This is a genomic window from Xanthomonas prunicola, assembly GCF_002846205.1.
GTDB lineage: Bacteria > Pseudomonadota > Gammaproteobacteria > Xanthomonadales > Xanthomonadaceae > Xanthomonas > Xanthomonas prunicola.
The window spans coordinates 619,941-640,379 of record NZ_PHKV01000001.1; the positions used below are offsets into that span (position 1 = coordinate 619,941).

Consider the following 20,439-nt stretch of genomic DNA (forward strand, 5'->3'; position numbering starts at 1 on the left):
TGCGATCGCCCTAGCGCTCGCGATGATCGACTTGTCGTCCCCATCAGCAGCACTGACCCATCAATGCAGAACGCCGATCGTGTGCAGCCAGGTTTCCACCAACTGCGGCCACTGCGCGATCGGCAGCGCCTTGGCGCGCAGACCGAAGGCATGGCCACCCTGGGCGTACACATGCATTTCCACCGGCACGTCGGCGCGGTTGAGCGCGGCGTAGTACGCCAGCACCTGCGAAACGCCGTCCACGTGATCGTCCTGCGCCTGCAGCAGGAAGGTCGGCGGGGTATCGGCGACGACACGAATGTCCGGACGCAGGTCCAGATGGGTGGGATCGCGGGTGTCGTCATCCTCGTCCTCGTGCGCCCACAAATGGCCCGGATACACGGCGATGGCGAAATCCGGGCGGGCGGCTCACACGATCGGCGGCATCCACCAGCGGATAGGTCCGCTCGGCGAAATGCGTGCTGGCCGCGGCCAGCAGGTGGCCACCGGCGGAAAAGCCCATGACCCCGATCTTGTGCGGGTCCACGCCCCAGCTCGCGGCCTGCTGCCGCACCAGGCTGAGCATGCGCTGCGCGTCCTGCAGCGCGGTCTGCACTTTGGGGTAGTAACGGTGGCCATCCACCCAGGTCGGCCCAGAGCTCGGCACGCGGTACTTCAGCAGCACGCAGGTGATGCCGCGCGCCGTCAGCCAGTCGCAGATCTCTGTGCCCTCCAGATCCATCGCCAGCATCTGGTAGCCGCCGCCGGGAAACACCACCACCGCGGCACCAGTGTTGTGCCCTTGCGCCGGATACACGGTCATGGTCGGCCGGCTGACGTTGTCGACCCTGGCTCCGGGCCCGGCCGATTCCGGCTTCGGATGCGGCAATGCATTCGGCACTGCGCCTGGCCAGATCGGTACCTGCACATGACCCGGCGTGGGTTCCCAGACGCGCGCCTGCGCCGCATGCGCACACAGGCCCAGGACGATGGCAAACGTACAGCAGACGAACAGGCGCATGGCGAACTTCACAGGGAACGACAGGACTGCAGGGGATGCTCGCGGCGGCCATCCGCCGCGTCGCCGCTGGATCGGCGGTGTTCTCGCCTGCCACGAAGCACGCGGCGCGCACCGTGCGGCAGGCGAGAGAGAGCAAACGAGGCTAGATGGCGCGCGCTGCGCGGGTCGGCCACCAGGCCGCCACCGCCTGCGCCACGGCCTTCAGCGCCGCATCGCGGGCATCGGCATCGACGGTCGCCTTGTTCAAATACGTGGTCAACAGCAGCGGCGCCTGCTGCCCCGGCACCCACACGATGCCGATGTCGTTGCGGCTGTCGGTGCCGTTGTTGCCGGTCTTGTCGCCGACCTTCCATCCCTGCGGGAAACCCGCACGCAAGCAGTCGTCCCCGGTGCGATTGTCGATCATCCAATCGGTCAGCCGCTTGCGCGAGGCCGGCTGCAAGGCATCGCCCAGCAGCACGGCACGCATGCTGCCCAGCATCGCCGCCGGCGTAGTGGTGTCGCGCGGGTCGTCCAGAGCGAAATTGTTCATCGACGGCTCGTTGCGATCCGAGCGGGTCTGGGTGTCGCCCAGGGTTCGGATGAAGGCGGTCAAGCCGACCGGATCGCCGACCTGGGTCAACAGCAGGTTGGCCGCCACCCCGTCGCTGAAGATCATCGCCGCCTGGCACAACTCGGCAAGGCTAAGGCTCCCGCCCACATGCGGCTTGGTCGCCGGCGCATAGGACAACATGTCCTCGGCGCGGATCGGCACCTGCCGGTCCAGCCGCAACTCGCCACGGTCGACCCGCTGCAAGACCGCAGCAACCAATAAGAATTTGAAGGTACTGCAGAGCGGGAAGCGCTCGTCCTGCCGCTGCTCGATCCGCTGGCCGGTGGCGGTATCGAGCAGGCTGATCCCCAGCCGCCCGCCGCTGCGGCGTTCGATCTCGACCCAGCGGGCACGCAGCGCGGCCTCGGCGCTTGGCTTGGACGGCTTGATTGCCAAGGCATTACCGGACACCGCCAAGGCAATCCCGACCCCGGCTCCACGTAGAAACTGTCGCCTGCTATGCATTGGTCACCTCCCGGAAAGCCCGCAGTATCGAGGTCCCCGGTCACAGCGACCAGCGCGATGTTTCGATCCCAGGCATGAATTGAACTAATCTCTGCGCATGCCCCGGCCCCGTCTCCCACTCAATGCCCTGCGCGCTTTCGAAGCCGCTGCACGCCACCAGAATCTGACCCGCGCGGCGGACGAGCTGTGCGTGAGCCAAGCTGCGCTGAGTCACCAGATCAAGGCATTGGAGCAGCAGTTGGGCACCAGCTTGTTCCATCGCCTGCCGCGCGGTGTCGCGCTGACCGACGAAGGCGCCGCGCTGGCACCGGTGCTCGGCGAGGCGTTCGACCGCATCGCCGCCACCCTGGAGCGCTTTGCCGATGGCCGTTACCGCGAGGTGCTCAGCGTGGGCGTAGTGGGCACCTTCGCCACCGGCTGGCTGTTGCCACGGCTGGCGGCGTTCCACGCGGCGCATGCGGATATCGAGCTGCGTCTGTCTACCCACAACAACCGCGTCGATCTGGCTGGCGAAGGCCTGGATCTGGCAATTCGCTTCGGCGATGGCGATTGGCAGGGCCAAGTTGCCGAAGCCGTGATGGAAGCGCCCTTTGCGCCGGTGTGCGCACCGGCAATGGCGCGCGGCTTGCGCGCGCCCGACGATCTGGCGCGGGTGCCGTTACTGCGCTCATATCGTCTAGATGAGTGGCCGCAGTGGTTTCGCGCTGCACACGTCACTGAGGTGCCTGCGCGCGGCACGATGTTCGATTCGTCGCTGACCCTGGCCAGCGCAGCGGCAGCCGGCGCCGGCGTGGCGTTGTTGCCGCTGCCGATGTTTCGCCAGGACCTGGATGCCGGCCGCCTGGTCTGCCCGTTCCCGATCACCATCGACGCCGGGCGCTATTGGCTAACGCGACTGCGCTCGCGGCCGGAAAGCGACGCCGGGCGACGGCTGCGCGATTGGCTGCTGGCCGAACAGCACCTCAGCCGCTGAGCAGCGCCGGCGCACTGCCGCGCTTAGAACGCTTTGGGTGTCTTTCCCACCCGCAAGGCCAGCTGACGAAACGCCTCGTACTGGGCCTTGTCGGCGAACCAGTGCGGGCAGAACAGCTCGAACAGGCGGTCGTTGTGATACAGCAACAGCACGCGGTCGTTTTCGCGGACGCGAATGTAGTCGGACCAGGGGCGGCGGAAATGCCCGTCCGCCCAGGTGACTTCCAGCCCGTTCTCGTCCCACGCATAGGTGTAGGGATGCCGTAGCGAGGCCTGCTGCGCATGCAGGCGCTTGATCCGCCGCGGCAGGCCCCACACGTGCAACAGCGCCAAGCCGATCAAACCGCCGCCACCGCCGCCGATCAGCACCGGGCCGATGATCTCGCGCGCGCCGCTCAGTTTCAGCAGCCCTGCCCCGATCAGCAGCAGGACTGCCAGAAACACGATCAAACGATTGGAAGAATGCCGCGCATGCAATCGCTGTGCGGCCAGATGGTCTTCCAGGCTGATGGTGGCGGTGATCATGGGCAACCTCCTTGTTTGGCTCCAGGCGCAGCGTAACCCAGGCGCTTCTGTCGTGGCGAACGCCCCGTGGCGCAGTCGGCAGGCAAGGACGAACCGTGCGCAGCAACCGCAATGTTGCAGTGGTACCTGCCGCACCGAGCACCGGCCGCGACCACCCGACGGCTGCGCAGTCGGGTGGTTGGCTGCTCTTACGCGCCGTCGATCAACTCCATCCACGCTGCCTCTGCATCGGCCAGCTGCTGCGCGGTTGCTTCACGGTCACGCCCAAGCACGGCCATCTTCTCGCTGTCGGCATAATTGCCGGGGTTGGCCAGCTCGCGATCCAGCGCGGCAAGCGCCGCTTCCAGTTCGCCGACGCGCTGTTCGGCGCTGGCCAGCTTGTGCGGGTTGACGGCTTTCTTCGGCGGCAGCGGTTTGGTCGGCGGCGGTGGGGTCGGCGCCACTTCGGCCATCTTCTGCTTGGTGCCCTGCGCGGCCGGGCGGCTACGCAACCAGGCGGCGTATTCGTCCAGGTCGCCGGCGAACGGCTCGACCACGCCATCGGCCACGCGCCAGAAACTGTCGCAGACCAGGCCGATCAAGTGGCGATCGTGCGAGACCATCACGATGGCCCCTTCGAAATCGCTCAACGCTTCGGCCAGTGCCTCGCGCATTTCCAGGTCCAGGTGGTTGGTCGGTTCGTCCAGCAGCAACACGTTCGGCTGCTGCCAGGCGATCAACGCCAGCGCCAGACGTGCGCGCTCGCCGCCGGAGAATCCATCCACCACCTCGAACGCGCGATCTCCGGCAAAGTTCCACTTCCCCAAGAAGTCGCGGAACGCCTGATTGGAGCCATCAGGCGACAGGTCGCGGAAGTGGTCCATCGGTGATTGGCCTTCGTGCAGCGATTCCACCGTGTGCTGGGCGAAGTAACCGATGCGTAAATCCGGATGCGCGCTGCGCTCGCCGGCCAATGGTGCCAGCTCGCCCACCAGCGTCTTGACCAGCGTGGTCTTACCCGCGCCGTTGGGACCGAGCAGGCCGATGCGGTCGCCAGCTTCCAGGCCGAAGCCGACGTCGTGCAGGATGACGGTCGCCGCGCTTCCCCCATCCGCCGCCCGGGCACCGTCCCCCGCTTGCGGGGGAAAGGTAGCGGGATAGCCCGCTTGCAGATGATTGAGCCGGATCAACGAAAACGGCAGGCGATTGGGCTGCGCAAACTGGATGCGGAATTCGCGCTCGGCACGCACGGCTTCGGTGCCGGCCATCTTGGCCAGGCGCTTCATGCGGCTCTGCGCCTGGGTGGCCTTGCTGGCCTGCGCCTTGAAGCGGTCGATGAAGCTCTGCAGATGCGCGCGCTCGGCCTGTTCCTTGTCGTGCGCAATCTGCTGCTGACGCAGATGCTCGATGCGCTGGCGTTCGAAATCGGTGTAGCCGCCGACATACAGCTTGGCGGTGCCGCCATGCAGATGCAGGGTGTGAGTGGCGACGTTGTCGAGAAATTCGCGGTCGTGCGAAATCAGCAGCAGCGTGCCCGGGTACTTGAGCAACCACTGCTCCAGCCACAGCACCGCATCCATGTCCAAGTGGTTGGTCGGCTCGTCGAGCAGCAACAGATCGCTGGGCATCATCAGCGCGCGCGCCAGATTCAGCCGCACACGCCAGCCACCGGAGAACGAAGACACTGCGCGGTGGTGCGTATCGGCGGGGAAACCCAGGCCATGCAGCAGCTTGCCGGCGCGCGCTTCGGCGTCGTAGGCGCCGAGTTCGGCCATCTTCTGGTGCGCGTTGGCCACCGCTTCCCAGTCTTCGCGCGCGGTGGCGTCAGCTTCTTCCTGCAGCACCGCAGACACCTCGATATCGCCGCCGAGCACGAACGACAGCGCCGGATCGGGCAATGACGGGGTCTCCTGCGACACGCTGGCCGTGCGCACCTTGCCGGGCAGATCGACATCGCCCTTGTCGGCCTCCAGCTCGCCCTTCACCGCAGCGAACAGGCTCGACTTGCCGGTGCCGTTACGGCCCACCACACCGACGCGGTAGCCGGCATGCATGGTCAGGTCGACGTTGGAGAGCAGCAGACGCTCGCCGCGTCGCATGGAGAAGTTACGCAGGGAAATCATTGATGGACAGTCCGATAGAACGAAAAGGAATGAGCAGATGAGCAGCATTCCTGCGACGCCATTCTAGCGTTAACGAATAATTAGCGCCTTCAGCTTGGCCGCCACAGGCTTCGCCCTCCCGCGACCACCGCCTGCCTAGCCTTGCCTAGTCCTGCCTGGACCCACGTTTTCGGAGTTGTCATGAACACCCCCCTTTCCGCGCTTGCGACCGCCGTGGTCGCTGCACTGCTTGCCTCCCCTGCCCTCGCCCAGACCGACGCGCCAGCGACCACCCCGGCCAACACGCTGGATACCGTCATCGTTACCGGCACCCGCGTATCCGACCGCACTGTGGCCGAATCGCAGTCGCCGATCGACATCATCAGCGCCGAATCGCTGCAGGCCACCGGCACCCCGGAACTGGCCACCGCGCTGGCGCGCGCACTGCCGTCGCTGAACTTCCCGCGCCCGGCATTGAGCGACGGCACCAGCGCGATCCGCCCCGCGCAGCTGCGTGGCCTGTCGCCGGATCAGGTGCTGGTACTGGTCAACGGCAAGCGCCGCCACACCTCCTCGCTGCTCAACCTCAACGGCACAATTGGTCGGGGCTCCGCTGCGGTGGATCTGAACACCATCCCGGTCGCCGCGATCGCCCGGGTGGAAGTGCTGCGCGACGGCGCGTCCGCGCAGTACGGCTCCGACGCCATCGCCGGTGTGGTCAACATCGTGCTCAAGGGCGCGGAAAAGGGTGGCAGCCTGCAGGCCGGTTTTGGCCAGTATTCGGCTGGCGACGGCAACAATTACGAGCTCTCCGGCGACACGGGGGTGGCCTACGGCGGCGACCGCGGCTGGCTGCACGTGGCCGCCCAGCTCAACCAGCAGGACCCCACCGACCGCGCACGCGGCTATGCCGGCGCGCCCAGCGTCTCGCAGCCGGCCGTGGGCCAGAAGGCATTCAAGATCGGCGATCCCGACGTCAATGCGCAGGCGGCCTCGCTCAATACCGAATACCAGTTCAGCGACAGCATCACCGGCTACGCGTTCGCCACCGCCAGCAACCGCGACATCACCTCGTTCGCGTTCTTCCGCGCGCCGGGCAGCAGCCAGAACATCCTGTCGATCTACCCGCAGGGCTTTTTGCCGGAGATCCAGAGCTACGCCAAGGACCGCTCGCTGGTGGCCGGCGTGCGCGGCTCCACCGCCGGCGGTTGGGACTGGGATGCCAGCTACAACTACGGCGACAACCGGATCGATTTCCACACCCGCAACACGCTCAACGTGAGCCTGGGCCCGACCTCGCCAACCGCGTTCTACGACGGCGCACTGGAGACCACGCAGAACATCGTCAACCTGGACGTCAAGCGCGGCTTCGACTGGGGCTTGGCGTATCCGGTCACGGTGGCCTTCGGCGCGGAATACCGCAATGAAAAGTGGAACCAGTCGCCGGGCGAAGTGGGTTCGTATGTCCAGAGCGGCACGCTGGCCGGTGGCGCGCAGGGGTTCGGCGGCTTCGCTCCCAGTGTGTCCGGCCAGTACTCGCGTGACAGCTACGCGCTGTATGCAGATCTGGAAGCCGACTTCACAGACAAGTTCTCTGCCGGTCTGGCCGGGCGTTACGAGGACTACAGCGATTTCGGCAGCCAGGCTTCGGGCAAGCTGTCCGCGCGCTATGCGTTCACCGACAAGATCGCGGTGCGCGGCACGGTGGCCTCGGGCTTCCGCGCGCCGTCGTTGGCCCAGCAATATTTCCAGTCCACCAGCACCACCTTCCTGGCCGGCAACCCGAACCCGTTCGAGATTCGCACCTTCCCCGCCGACAGCACCGTGGCGCGTGCACTCGGCGCCGAGCCGCTGGATGCAGAAACCTCGCTGTCGTACAGCTTGGGCTTGGTAGTGCAGCCGACCGATGCGCTCTACCTCACCGTGGATGCGTACCAGATCGATGTGGACGACCGCATCGTGCTGTCATCCAACCTCACCGGCACCGGCGTGCGTAACCTGCTGGAATCCCAGGGCATCTTCGGCATCAACGGCGGGCGTTACTTCACCAATGCGGTGGACACGCGCACGCGCGGCGTGGACGTGGTGGGCAGCTATCGCTGGCAACTGGCCGCCAGCAGCGTGGACCTGACTGCCGGCTACAACTATTCGGAAACCCAAGTGCGCAGCGTCGCCGCCAATCCGGCTGCGTTGTCGGCCAACGGACTGAGCCTGGAACGCATCGACCGCACCGAACGTGGCCGCATCGAAGAAGGCTTCCCGCGCGACAAGTTCCTGATCAACGGCAGCTGGAATCTGGAGCACTGGACGTTGGCTCTGGGTGCGACGCGCTATGGCAAGTTCAGCACCCGCCCGGCCGATGCGAGCAACGACCAGACCTTCGGCGCCAAGTGGGTGGTGGATGCCTCGGCCAGCTACAAGCTGGACCGCTGGACGCTGACGCTGGGTGCAGACAATGTGCTGGACGAATACCCGGACGAAAACAACTTCGCCAACTCCACCAGCGGGCAATTTCCATACAGCAATCTGTCACCGTTCGGCTTCAATGGTGCGTATGTGTACGGGCGCATCAACTACCGCTGGTAAGCGCTGCGCTTGAGCAGAGGATGTCGTCCTTGTGATCGTGAGTCGGGCAACGCGATTGGCCATCTCGCGATCAGCATGAGACATCCGCAGCATTCGCCGTGATTGGGGATGCACCGTCACTGCACATGCATGGCATGTCGCAATGCATCTTCGACATCGATGTTCGACCACACGCCCCGGCCAGTCCGGGGCGTGTGCGTATTGGCCCGCGTTGCCTGCAGCCTTCAGAGCGGCAAACGACACAACTGCCCAGCCACCAGGCGGACGCGGCCGGTGCCCGGTGCGACAAGAACCGTACACCGTGGTTCTTGTGCGCGGTCCGCGCGCACCCGACCACTGCGCGCGAGGGTTTGGTCGCCGCGCTTACGCACCGCATCGCTGCGAGGTGAAGAACTGACATCAGCCCCGGTGGTATCAACAGCGCTCCTGTCATTGCCGGAGCACGCACCATGGAAACATCGCAGCTGTCGCGCGGACGCTTGATCGACCATCTGCACCTGGTGGTACAGGACCTGCCGGCCAGCCGACGCTTCTACAACGCCGTACTGGACGTTCTCGGCATTCCGCTCGGCGGCGAGGGCGAGGGCTTCTTCTGGGCCGACGAACTGTTTGTCTCCGACCGCAACACGGTGGCGCAAGGCGTGTTGACCGGCCGCCATCATCTGGCATTTCAAGCACGCGATGTGGCGATGGTGCATGCCGTCCATCAGGCCGCGCTCGCCCATGGTGGTCGCGACAATGGGGCCCCCGGCCTGCGGCCGTATCACCCGCACTACTACGCCGCGTTCGTGCTCGATCCGGACGGCAACAATATCGAAGCGGTCTTCCATGGTGTTGCGCAACGCAGTGCAGATGCGGTGCAGATCACGTTCTGATGCAGAAGTTTCATAACTGGTATTGATGTCCAACATGGTGCAAGCCAGCCCTTGCGCTGGCAGGTCTGGTGCAAACAACGCATCACTTTGGTGCGCGATGACAACGTTGACACCAGCACACCTGCGATGACAGTTGCTTGCGCAACGTAACCAAAATTTGACATGTGGTTACACGTGGTTAATGGTTGAGAACGCAACGCAGCTGCCGCGATGAACGCGGCCTGGGAGGGGGCCCCTGCGCTGCATCCGTTCCCCACTCGGAGTTGTCACCGCATGAATTGCAAGACCAGTCCACTCGCAGTTGCCGTTGTTCTTGCACTGTCGTTTTCCGCTTCCACCGCCTCTGCGCAGTCGCAGGCGCCGACCCAGAAAACACTGGACACCCTGATCGTGACCGGCACGCGCGTGGCCGATCGCACGGTCGCCGAATCGGCATCGCCGATCGACATCATCTCGCCACAGGCGCTGGAATCGACCGGCACCACCGAATTGGCGACCGCGCTCTCACGCGCGATTCCCTCGCTCAATTTCCCGCGCCCGGCCATCTCCGACGGCTCGGACGCCGTGCGTCCGGCGCAGCTACGCGGCCTGTCGCCCGATCAGGTACTGGTACTGGTCAACGGCAAGCGCTATCACAGCACCGCGCTGATCAATCTCAACGACACCCAGGGGCGTGGTTCGTCGCCGGCCGACCTCAATACCATTCCGATCGCGGCGGTGGAGCGCATCGAAGTGCTGCGCGATGGTGCATCCGCGCAATACGGCTCGGATGCGATCGCCGGCGTGATCAACATCGTGCTCAAGGGCAGCGGCGAAGGCGGCAGCATCAATGGCCGCTACGGCAAGTACAGCGCTGGCGACGGCGAGCAATATCAGCTGTCCGGCGATGCCGGTTTCAGCTTCGCCGGCACCGGCAAGGTGCATCTGGCTGCACAGGCCGGGCACTCGGATCAGACCAACCGCGCGTTGCCCTACCAGGGCCGTGTGGAGCAGCGTTACGGCGATCCGGAGATCGACCAGGGCGCGATCTCGTTCAACGGCGAATACAGCCCCACCGATTACCTCACCTTCTATTCGTTCGGCATGGTCAGCCGGCGCGAAGTGTTGTCCAACGGCTATTTCCGTTTTGCCGGTGATAACCGCAACCGCCCGGAGATTTATCCGGACGGCTTCCTGCCGCAGATCTACAACGTCAGCAAGGACGTCTCGTGGGTGGGTGGTTTGAAGACCTCCACCGAAGGCGGCTTGAACATCGACCTGAGCTACAACTACGGCCAGAACAATCTCACCTTCGATGTGCGCAACAGCTTGAATAACAGCCTGGGCGTGACCAGTCCGACCGACTTCCATGCCGGTACGCTGGAAGTGACCCAGAACGTGCTCAATGCCGATTTCACCAAGACGCTGGATTGGGGGCTGGCGTATCCGGTCACGCTGGCGTTCGGTGCCGAATGGCGCGGCGAGAAGTTCAATGAGTCGCCGGGCGATGCGGCATCGTCGGCCAACGGCGGCATTCCCTCCGCCAACGGATCGTTGATTCCCGGCGCGCAGGTGTTCCCGGGCTTCAAGCTCTCCGATTCCGGTTACTACAACCGCAACAGCCATTCGGCGTACGTGGATCTGGAAGCGGATCTGACCGACAAGTTCTCGGCCGGCCTGGCCGGGCGCTACGAGAAGTACAGCGATTTCGGCGACACCGCCACCGGCAAGCTGTCGCTGCGCTATGCGTTCACCGACAAGATCGCGCTGCGTGCCACCGCCTCCACCGGTTTCCGCGCACCGTCGTTGCAACAGCAGAACTTCCAGTCGATCGCCACCCAGTTCCTCAACGTGGCCCAGCCCAATGGCACCGTGACCGCGATTCCCTTCGAGATCGGCACCTTCCGCACCGATAACCCGGCCGCAATCGCGCTGGGCGCCGAGCCGCTCAAGGCCGAAGAGTCCAAGAATTACGGCCTGGGCGTGGTGTTGCAACCGGTGGAAAACCTCTACATCACCGTCGACGCCTACCGCATCGATATCGACGACCGCATTGTGCTGTCGGAGAACCTCACCTCGACGGCGGCACGTAACTATCTGCAGGCCAACGGCTTCCCGGGCATCGGCGGCGGGCGTTACTTCACCAATGCGGTGGACACCAAGACGCAGGGCGTGGATGCGGTCGGCACCTATCGCTGGAATCTGGAGGGTGGCAGCGCCGAGCTGACCTCCGGCTACAACTACAACAAGACCGAAGTGGAACGCATCGCCGACAACCCGGCCGCGCTGATGGCGATCGACCCGACTGCGGTCCGCATCGGCCGTGCCGAACTCGGTCGTATCACCGAAGGCACGCCACGCGACAAATTCTTCCTGGGCGGCACCTGGTCGCCGGGCAACTGGTCGTTCACCGGCACTGCAACGCGCTGGGGCGAGTTCAGCACCTTCGGCACCAACGCGGGTAGCGACCAGACCTATGCGGCCAAGTGGACGCTGGATCTGTCCGCCTCCTACAAGCTGGGCGCATGGAACTTCACCGTTGGTGGCGACAACGTGCTCAACGAATATCCAGACCGCCAGCAGGCGGGTTTGGGCACGCGGACCTACCTGCCCTACAGCAGCGCCTCGCCGTTCGGTTTCAACGGTGCGCTGGTCTATGCAAACGTGAATTACAAGTGGTAACTCCCAAGCGCCGGTCGGCAACGACCGGCGCTTGAGTCGCGCGGCACTGCACGTTTGACGTGTCGCCGACATCACCGTCCCTGGTCACCTTCGCATACGGAAGGGTGACCAGGTCAGACGCTTCGCTGCACGCTGCACCGCTTCAGCAAGGATGCGCACAGCAAGTGCGTAAGGCGCCACACCGCGCGTTGCCGATTGCTGCAATCTTCGCCCGCACTGCTCCGCACGCCGGAAGCATGCGGCGCGCAGGCATGACCGATTACCCGTACGCAGTTGCACTCCCCCGGCACCACGGCGCTTCGTCACTACGTCCATCATCCCCTTTGAGCCTTGATTCCCATGCACACCTCCAACGCACTCTCGCTGGCGATTTCAGTCGCACTCACCGTCTGTTCCTTCGCTGCCAGTGCGCAGTCGCAATCGACTCAGCCGCAGAAAACCCTGGATACCATGATCGTCACCGGTACACGTGTGAGCGACCGTACCGTGGCCGAATCCGAATCGCCGATCGACATCATCTCCGAGGAGTCGTTGCAGGCCACCGGCGCCACCGACGTCGCCACTGCACTCGGCAAGCTGTTGCCGTCGCTGAACTTCCCGCGCCCGGCCATCGCCGACGGCAATGACGCCGCCCGTCCCGCCACGCTGCGTGGGCTGTCGCCGGACAACGTACTGGTGCTGGTGGACGGCAAGCGTTACCACACCTCCTCGCTGGTGAATTACAACCCCTATGTCGGTCGTGGTTCGGCACCGGCCGACCTCAACTCGCTGCCGATGTCGGCGATCGCCCGCATCGAAGTGCTGCGCGATGGTGCATCGGCGCAATACGGCTCCGATGCGATTGCCGGTGTGGTCAACATCGTGCTCAAGCACGGCGCTGGTACCGGCAGCAACAGCATCTCGGTCAATGGCGGCATCATGGACAAGGGCGACGGCGCGCAGAATGGCATCGACGGCTCGATCGGCCTGCCGTTCGGTACCACCAGCGGCGATACCGCGCCTGGCTGGGTGCGGCTGTCCTGGAATTACCAGAATTCGATGGACACCAATCGCAGCGAGAACACCAACCGCGCGACCACGCTTGCCGGCGCAGCCAATCCCAGCGGCGTGCCCTACCAGCGTCATGGCGATCCGGATGCGAGGTTCTACCAAGGCCTGGCCGCATTCGGCTACGACTTCACGCCCAACGTCGAACTGTATGGCCATCTGAGCGTCAGTCGCCGCGAAGTCACTTCCAACGGCTACTACCGTGCCTACGACAACAGCGACCGCAATGTGCAGGCGGTGTATCCCAACGGCTTCCTGCCGCAGATCTATAACCCGATCAATGACCGCTCGGCGGTGCTCGGCGTCAAGGGCACCACTGCAAGCGACTGGCATTGGGACGTGTCGGCCACCTACGGCAAGAACGACATGACCTTCAACATCCTCAACAGCATCAACACCAATCTGTACTGGACCACCGGCAGCTCGCCGACGGATTTCAATTCCGGCGGCTTTGAAACCGAGCAAGGCACGCTCAACGCGGACTTCAGCAAGTCCTTCGATTGGGGCCTGGCGTATCCCGTCAATCTTGCCTTCGGCGCCGAGCACCGCCAGGACCGCTACGAGATCGTCGCCGGCTCGCCGGCGTCGTATTTCTTCGATCCCAACACCATCAACCCGGAGACCGGAAGCCCGTACCCCGGCGGTGCACAGGTGTTCTCCGGCCTGGAGCCCTCGGTGGCCGGCAAATTCGGCCGCCACAGCAACGCGGCCTACGCAGCGCTGGAAGCGGATCTGACCGACAAGCTGTCCGGCGGCATCGCCGGGCGTTACGAGAACTACAGCGATGCCGGTTCCACCCGCTCGGGCAAGCTGTCGGCGCGCTATGCCTTCACCGATACGTTCTCCATGCGTGCAACGGTCTCCAACGGGTTTCGTGCGCCCTCGCTGGCGCAGCAGAACTACGCCTCGGTGGTGACCTTGCCGCAGGACGGCCAGCTGATCCAGGTCGGCACCTACCGCACCTCCGACCCGATCGCCGTGCAGTTGGGCGCGCGTCCACTGAGTCCGGAAAAGTCCACCAACTACGGAATTGGCAGCGTCTGGCAGCCGATCGCCAACTTCACCTCGACCCTGGACGTGTACCAGATCCGCATCTGGGACCAGATCCTGTATTCGGACCAGATCCAGCTCGCACAGCCGATCGGTCAGGTCGGCGCCGTGCAATTCTTCGTCAACGGCGCCACCAGCCGCACCCGCGGCGTCGATTGGGTCAACAGCTATCTGGCCGATCTCGGTGCTGGCGGCAGCCTCAACCTGAGCGCCAGCGCCAACTACAACAAGACCAAGATTCTGGAGCTGTCCAATCCGAACTTCGGACGCGCCAGCCAGGGCTTGTTGACCGAGTCCACGCCGCGCACCAAGTACATGCTGGCAGCGGACTGGACCTTGGGCGGCTTCTCGCTCAACGGCAATGCCACCCGCTATGGCGCGATCAAGCGCATTGCGGACCCGGCCGACGGCAGCCAGGACCAGACCTTTTCGGCACGCTGGATCCTCAATCTGGCGGCCAACTACACCTGGCAGGCGCTGACCTTCACCGTGGGTGCCGACAATGTCACCAACCAGTATCCGACCAAGGCGCAGTTGACCACCGGGTATGACGACCGTGCCAGCGGTCTGCAGTATTCCTCGTTGTCGCCGTTCGGCTTCAACGGTCGCTACTGGTACGGCCGCGTGACCTATCGCTTCTGAGGAGTTCGCAACCTTGGAAGGCGACGCGCGGCATGCATCACCACCGCACGATAGGCTTTGACCTTTCCAGACATCTGCGTTCATCGCGGTTGCGCTCAACGCAGACAGCAACAGGCATCACCGATCCTCGGTGATGCCTGTTTTGTTTTGGGCCTGCATGCCGTTGCGCGTGCACCGACTGCTGCGGGCGGCGCGGTGCAGGCCATTCGACCAGCGCAACGCCACCAGGACGCTAGCAAGGCACACGAGTTCGTGCAGGCGCGTTGGTAGGGCTTGGATGGTTGCCGAAACTGCAGCGTCACGACGTCGCGGAACAACATGGCCTGACCCATCGTGCCTCGCCAACATGCGTGGCGGGCGCGGCCTGTCGAAGAACGCAGCGTCGTCAACTGCTGGTGGAGCCGCACTGTGAGACGCCGTCGCGCGCATTTTCTGCGCAGACGCGAAGCGGCATCGGCATCGGCATCGGCATCGGCAAACGCGATACTCGGCATGTTCTTTACGATGCACTGCAGGAGCTGTTGCACAGCACTCACACTGCTCAAATGCCCGGCACTTCAAGCACGCCGGTCGACACCGCAGATGCACGCCACACCCAGCACACGTCCACGCTCTTGCGCGCGCATGCGCCGCATGTCGCATCGCGTTAATCATGCGCTGTGTACTATGGGCGTCCGGCCAACCGGACCTGTTGTGCGGTCCTGTTCCCCTCGCCGGACACCAGCCATCACCACGCAATGCCCGCAGGCGATGCCCGGCGCAGTGCCGTTGGCTGGGTCGACCTCGACGCTCTCCCGGACACTCTCACAACGGATTGGAATGCATCACGACACCAGCCTCATCGACATCATCGCCGTCGGCCTCGCGGTCGCCTTCATCCTTGGCACGCTCGCGCAGAAGGTGAAGCTCTCGCCGCTGGTCGGCTATCTGCTGGCCGGCGTGTGCGTGGGGCCGTTTACGCCAGGCTTCGTGGCCGATCAAACCATCGCCAACCAGCTGTCCGAGCTGGGCGTGATGTTGCTGATGTTCGGGGTGGGCCTGCATTTCTCTCTCGACGATTTGATGGAAGTGAAGTGGATCGCGGTGCCAGGTGCGCTGGCGCAGATCGTGGTGGCCACCCTGCTCGGCTGGGCGCTGGCGTGGAGCATGGGCTGGTCGCTGATTCACGGGTTGGTGTTCGGCCTGGCGCTGTCGGTGGCCAGTACCGTGGTGCTGTTGCGCGCCCTGGAAGAGCGCCGTTTGCTGGACACCCAGCGTGGCCGCATCGCGGTGGGCTGGCTGATCGTCGAAGACCTGGTGATGGTGCTGGCGTTGGTGTTGTTGCCGGCGCTGGCGGATGTGCTCGGTACCGGCACGCCAGCGACAGTGCACGACGCGCAATCGCCGTCGCTGCTGGCCGCGCTCGGTGTGACCTTGCTCAAGATGGTGGCGTTTGTCGCGGCGATGCTGGTCATCGGCCGGCGCGTGATTCCGTGGTCGCTGGAAAAAGTGGCGGCCACCGGCTCGCGCGAACTATTCACCCTGGCCGTGCTCGGCATCGCGCTGGGCGTGGCATTCGTCTCGGCCACGTTGTTTGGTGTGTCCTTCGCGCTGGGCGCCTTCTTCGCCGGCATGCTGCTCAAGGAATCGGAACTCAGCCACAAGGCCGCCAGCGATTCGTTGCCGCTGCGCGACGCGTTCGCGGTGCTGTTCTTCGTCTCGGTCGGCATGTTGTTCGACCCGATGATTCTTGTCGCGCACCCGTGGCAGGTACTGGCGACCTTCCTGACCATCACCGTGGGCAAGTCGCTGGCGGCATTCCTGATCGTGCGTGCGTTCGGCCACCCCACCGGCACCGCGCTGACCATCTCCACCAGCCTGGCGCAGATCGGCGAGTTTTCCTTCATCCTGGCCGGGTTGGGCGTGCAGTTGGCGATCCTGCCCGAGACCGGGCGCGATCTGATCCTTGCCGGCGCGCTGCTGTCGATCGTGGCCAACCCGTTCCTGTTCTCGTGGCTGGACCGCTGGCAGGCCAAGCAGGCCCAGGACGCCCCAGCCGCCGTAGAGCCGGAACTGCCGCCCGGCCCGCCGCTGCCGGCGGACGGGCACGCGATCGTGATCGGCTACGGCCGCGTGGGCAGTTCGCTGGCGCAGTTGCTGCGCAGCCGCGGCGTGCCGGTGTTGGTGATCGACGACAACGGCGACCACGTGGCCAAGGCGCATGCCGCCGGTATTCCCGGCATCCGAGGCAGCGCCGCGGCCGACCGCGTGCTGGCCGAGGCGCGCCCGGAGCACGCCAAGATCGCGATCCTGGCCATTCCGCAGCCGCTGGAAGCCGGCGAAGCGCTGGCCAAGCTGCGCGCGATCAATCCCTCGCTGACGTTGCTGGCACGCGCGCACAGCGACGCGGAAGTGAAGCATCTGCTCGACCATGGTGCCGACGGCGCGGTGTTGGCCGAACGCGAATTGGCCTACTCGTTGGCCGAGATGGTGATGTCCACCCCGCCGTACCGCGCGTTGAACGTGCCGGCGTCGTAGTTGCGCATAGCATCGGCACGCGAAGGACGCGCTTCCAATAGCCGGGGCGCCGGCAAGGCGCGTCATCTGCGCACCGGTTGCTTCTAGAGCCGGCGCGCCTGCACGGCGGTAAGCGCCGCCGCCAGCAGCAGTGGCGTCCGCCCAGATACCCAACGGATCGAAGCCCGCAGGCGTCCAAGGCCTGCAGTTTTTATTGCAGGCAGTTACTTCAGATCGAAAACATTGACCTGACCGCTGCTTACAACGGCGACCAGGATTCCAAAGAGCGCTCATCAGACACACTTGATAATCATTCCCATTAAGCGCAGGATGAGCGCCCGTTTCCCTGGCGGCCTCTTCCATGGCGGTTGCAGTCGGCATCCTCAACGCATTGCCAAGCGTGCAGCTGTGCGAGTTGCTGGGCCGCATTGGCTATGGATTCGTGGTGCTCGACCTGGAGCACGTGCTGCGCGCGCCGGACGCGCTGGAACACGCGATCCGCGCCTGTGAACTGTCTGGCTGCGAGGCGTGGGTGCGGGTGCCGGAGGTGGACGACAAGCTGATCGGCCGGGTGCTGGATGCCGGCGCGCGCGGCATCGTGGTGCCGCGTGCCGAATCGGCGCAGCAGATCGCGCGCGCCGTCGCCGCGGCGCGCTTCCCGCCGCTCGGTCGGCGCGGCATCACCGGTGGACGTGTCACCGGCTTCGGCAACGTCGATCTGCCCAGCTACATCGCCCGGGCCAATCGCGACATCCGCATCGTGCCAATGATCGAAAGCGCTGCCGGCGTTGCTGCGCTCTCCGAGATTCTCGCTGTGCCTGGCGTGGCCCTGGTGATGGAAGGTGCGCTGGACCTGGCGTTGGACCTCGGCCTGGGCCCGCAGCCCACCCATGCGCAGGTGTGGGAGTCGCTGCTGCAGCTGCACGCGCACTGCCGCGCCGCCGATGTGCCGTTCTGCCCAAATCCACGCACCGATGCGCAACGCGCGCACTGGCTGCAACAACCGGATCTGCGCTGGCTGCTGGCCGGCGAAGACCGGGCACTGATTCAACGCGCATTGCGTGGCCATCTGGCCAGTGTTGCCGTCCCTCCTTCTCCACCAGCCTGCAGGAGCACGCCGTAGATGTCGACGTTCCGTTTCCACGCCCTAGCCATCGCCATCGCTGCGATGACGCTGACCCTGCCGCAGCTGGCGTGCGCAATCGACACGCCGGCGACCGATGCCGTTGATGCCACCGATGACGACACGCCGATCCGTGCGCTGGATGCAATCCAGGTGCAAGGCAGCCTGCTCGGACGCTCCAAACCCGACGATGTGCAGCGTTATGCCGGCAGCCGCCAGGTCATTGATCGCGAGCAGTTGCGCAATGGCGGCAACCGTTCGCTGGACGATGCGTTGCAACGCGTGCCCGGCATCAAGATCTTCGATGAAACCGGCACCGGCGCGTTGCCGCAGATCATGCTGCGCGGCCTGTACGAAAGCCGTAGCGGCCGTGTGCAGGTGCTGGAAGACGGCATTCCGCTGGCGTTGGCGCCGTATGGGCAAACCAGCCTGTCGTTGTTCCCGGTGGGGTTGAATCAGATCGACCGCATCGACATCGTGCGCGGCGGCGCGGCCGTGCAGTACGGGCCGAACAACGTGGGCGGGGTGATCAACCTGGTCAGCAAGGAGATCCCCAGCGAGTGGAGCACCACGCTCGCGCACAAGGTGACCGCCGGCGGCCAGGGCCAGTTCCTGCAGGACAGTGCGCTCAGCAGCGGCGGATACCTCACCGACAATGTCGGAATGCAGGTCGATGCCAATCGCACGTATGGCGAGTATTGGCGCGCGCATAGCGATACCGACATCAGCAATCTGCGCGTACGTGCCGAGTGGTGGCTGGACGACACCACGTTGCTCAAGGCCAGCGTGCAGCGCTATCTGGTCGACATGGATCTGGCCGGCGCGCTCAGTGCGGATGATTACCGGCGCGACCCGCGCCAGTCCACGCGTCCGCTGGATAGCTTCAATGGCCGTACCACGCGTGCGTCGCTCAGCTATGAGCAGTTGCTGGGCGACTGGGGCCCGATGCAGGACGTGCGCCTGGATTGGACCAACTTCAGTGCACGCAGCAGTCGTAATTTCATCGTCGGCATGCGTCAGGCCTCCACCGAAACCTGGCGCTCGGACCTGGCGCCGCAACTGCGTCAGACCGCGCCACGCGACTTCCGCGTGGTCGGCAGTGAGCCGCGTTTGAGCTGGACCATGGGCGATGCCGACGGGGTGCGGCAGCAGTGGACCGCGGGCGTGCGCGCAGTGCGCGAGGACATCGATTTTCTGGTCGGCAATCTGCGTCTGCGCGACGGGCTGTTCACCACCGTGCGCGACTGGCAGTTCGAAGACCGCGCGTTGGCCGCGTATGTCAGCAACGCCATCACCCTGCCCGACGACCGCGTGACGATTACACCGGGCCTGCGTTACGAGCGCCTGGATTCGCGCTATTTCAACCGCGCCACCGGCGTCAGCACGCTCAACCAGACCCGCGATGTCTTGCCGGGGCTGACGCTGGGCTTCCAGGCCAACGAACAGTGGTTCTTCTACGCCGACGGGCAGCGCTCCATGCGCGCGCCGCAGGTCACCCAGATCATTTTCGGCAACAACCTGGATGCCGAACTGGCATGGAATTACGAAGCCGGCACGCGCTATCAGCCCAATGCGCGCACACGTATCCAACTGGGCGGATACCTCATCGATTTCGATCAGCAGATTCAGCTGGACAACACCACGCGCGTGTTCCGCAATCTCGGCAAGACCCGCCACCAGGGTGCCGAGCTGGAACTGCAATGGAGCCCGGAGCAACTGCGTGCGCTCACCCTCAACGCCAGCTATGCGTATCTGGATGCAAGCCAGGAATCGGGCGCATTTCGCGGCTTCCGCGTGCCGTACACCTCGCGCAACCAGATCACGCTGGGCGGCACCTACGCGCTCGGTCACACCACTGTCGCGCTTTCCGGCTATTACTTCAGCAAGGCCTTCAGCGACGCAGCCAACACCGTGCAAGAGAATGCCATCGCCTCAGTGGGCCAGTTGCCGGCCTACATGGTGTGGAACACGCAGGTGAGCCATACCCTGTTCGAACGCGATGGACGAAAATTCAGTGCATCGTTGGCGATCAACAACCTGTTCGACCGGCACTATTGGTTCCGCGGCGTTGATACCAGCCCGTGGGGGCGTCAAGCCGCACCGCCACGCACCCTCACCGCCGGGCTGGAATACACGTTCTGAGTCTGCATCACCGAGTAAACGCTGCACACGACCACGCATAGGCGCGTTGGTCGCGCCTGGGAGCAACGGCGGTTGCGCTGGCGACCGTCACACACAACACGGCGTGCATGAAGCACGCATCATCGCCGCAGCACGCGGCATGCGATCAACGTATCGCAGGCCACCCAACGCCACCCTGGCGC

The 20,439-nt window shown here is 64.9% G+C and carries 12 protein-coding genes and 1 pseudogene; 9 read left to right on the forward strand and 4 right to left on the reverse strand.

Going from position 1 to position 20,439, the window contains the following annotated elements; genetic code table 11:
- Window positions 1–60: 60 nt before the first annotated feature.
- Window positions 61–1,000: pseudogene (locus tag XpruCFBP8353_RS02780) on the reverse strand (alpha/beta hydrolase).
- A gap of 142 nt (window positions 1,001–1,142) precedes the next feature.
- Complete coding sequence (gene bla, locus XpruCFBP8353_RS02785; RefSeq protein WP_101361820.1) at window positions 1,143–2,057, reverse strand: class A beta-lactamase; 915 nt, start codon at window positions 2,055–2,057, stop codon at window positions 1,143–1,145.
- Window positions 2,058–2,154: 97 nt separating this feature from the next.
- Between bla and ampR the strand changes: the two genes are divergently transcribed.
- Complete coding sequence (gene ampR, locus XpruCFBP8353_RS02790; RefSeq protein WP_101361821.1) at window positions 2,155–3,030, forward strand: LysR family transcriptional regulator AmpR; 876 nt, start codon at window positions 2,155–2,157, stop codon at window positions 3,028–3,030.
- Window positions 3,031–3,053: 23 nt separating this feature from the next.
- On the opposite strand, the gene XpruCFBP8353_RS02795 is transcribed toward ampR, so the two are convergent.
- On the reverse strand, window positions 3,054–3,554 hold the full coding sequence (locus XpruCFBP8353_RS02795; protein WP_101361822.1) for a YcxB family protein: 501 nt from the start codon (window positions 3,552–3,554) through the stop codon (window positions 3,054–3,056).
- Between the two features lie 188 nt (window positions 3,555–3,742).
- Window positions 3,743–5,656, reverse strand: coding sequence for an ABC-F family ATP-binding cassette domain-containing protein (locus tag XpruCFBP8353_RS02800; RefSeq protein ID WP_101361823.1), 1,914 nt, complete (start codon window positions 5,654–5,656; stop codon window positions 3,743–3,745).
- A gap of 180 nt (window positions 5,657–5,836) precedes the next feature.
- On the opposite strand from XpruCFBP8353_RS02800, the gene XpruCFBP8353_RS02805 reads away from it, so the two are divergent.
- The 8 genes from XpruCFBP8353_RS02805 to XpruCFBP8353_RS02845 all read left to right on the forward strand — a co-directional run bounded on the left by XpruCFBP8353_RS02805 (window position 5,837) and on the right by XpruCFBP8353_RS02845 (window position 20,257).
- Window positions 5,837–8,221 carry a TonB-dependent receptor plug domain-containing protein gene (locus XpruCFBP8353_RS02805; RefSeq protein ID WP_101361824.1) on the forward strand — a complete coding sequence of 795 codons (2,385 nt, stop codon included), beginning with the start codon at window positions 5,837–5,839 and terminating at the stop codon, window positions 8,219–8,221.
- A gap of 449 nt (window positions 8,222–8,670) precedes the next feature.
- Window positions 8,671–9,096: a VOC family protein gene (locus tag XpruCFBP8353_RS02815; protein WP_162300926.1), complete on the forward strand. Its 426-nt coding sequence runs from the start codon at window positions 8,671–8,673 to the stop codon at window positions 9,094–9,096.
- 273 nt (window positions 9,097–9,369) lie between these two features.
- Entirely contained in the window at window positions 9,370–11,757 is a 2,388-nt protein-coding gene (locus XpruCFBP8353_RS02820) for a TonB-dependent receptor plug domain-containing protein (RefSeq protein WP_101361825.1), read from the forward strand.
- Between the two features lie 339 nt (window positions 11,758–12,096).
- Window positions 12,097–14,496: a TonB-dependent receptor plug domain-containing protein gene (locus XpruCFBP8353_RS02825; protein ID WP_101361826.1), complete on the forward strand. Its 2,400-nt coding sequence runs from the start codon at window positions 12,097–12,099 to the stop codon at window positions 14,494–14,496.
- Between the two features lie 350 nt (window positions 14,497–14,846).
- Window positions 14,847–15,146, forward strand: a complete 300-nt coding sequence (locus XpruCFBP8353_RS02830; RefSeq protein ID WP_133125612.1) for a hypothetical protein — start codon at window positions 14,847–14,849, stop codon at window positions 15,144–15,146.
- A gap of 169 nt (window positions 15,147–15,315) precedes the next feature.
- Window positions 15,316–17,013: a YbaL family putative K(+) efflux transporter gene (gene ybaL, locus XpruCFBP8353_RS02835; RefSeq protein ID WP_101361828.1), complete on the forward strand. Its 1,698-nt coding sequence runs from the start codon at window positions 15,316–15,318 to the stop codon at window positions 17,011–17,013.
- 340 nt (window positions 17,014–17,353) lie between these two features.
- Window positions 17,354–18,115 (forward strand): HpcH/HpaI aldolase family protein, encoded by a 762-nt coding sequence (locus XpruCFBP8353_RS02840; protein ID WP_101361829.1) that lies wholly within the window; start codon window positions 17,354–17,356, stop codon window positions 18,113–18,115.
- The gene (locus XpruCFBP8353_RS02845; protein ID WP_101361830.1) at window positions 18,116–20,257 is read left to right on the forward strand and encodes a TonB-dependent receptor family protein; all 2,142 of its coding nucleotides are present in this window, start codon (window positions 18,116–18,118) and stop codon (window positions 20,255–20,257) included.
- The last annotated feature ends 182 nt before the right edge of the window (window positions 20,258–20,439 follow it).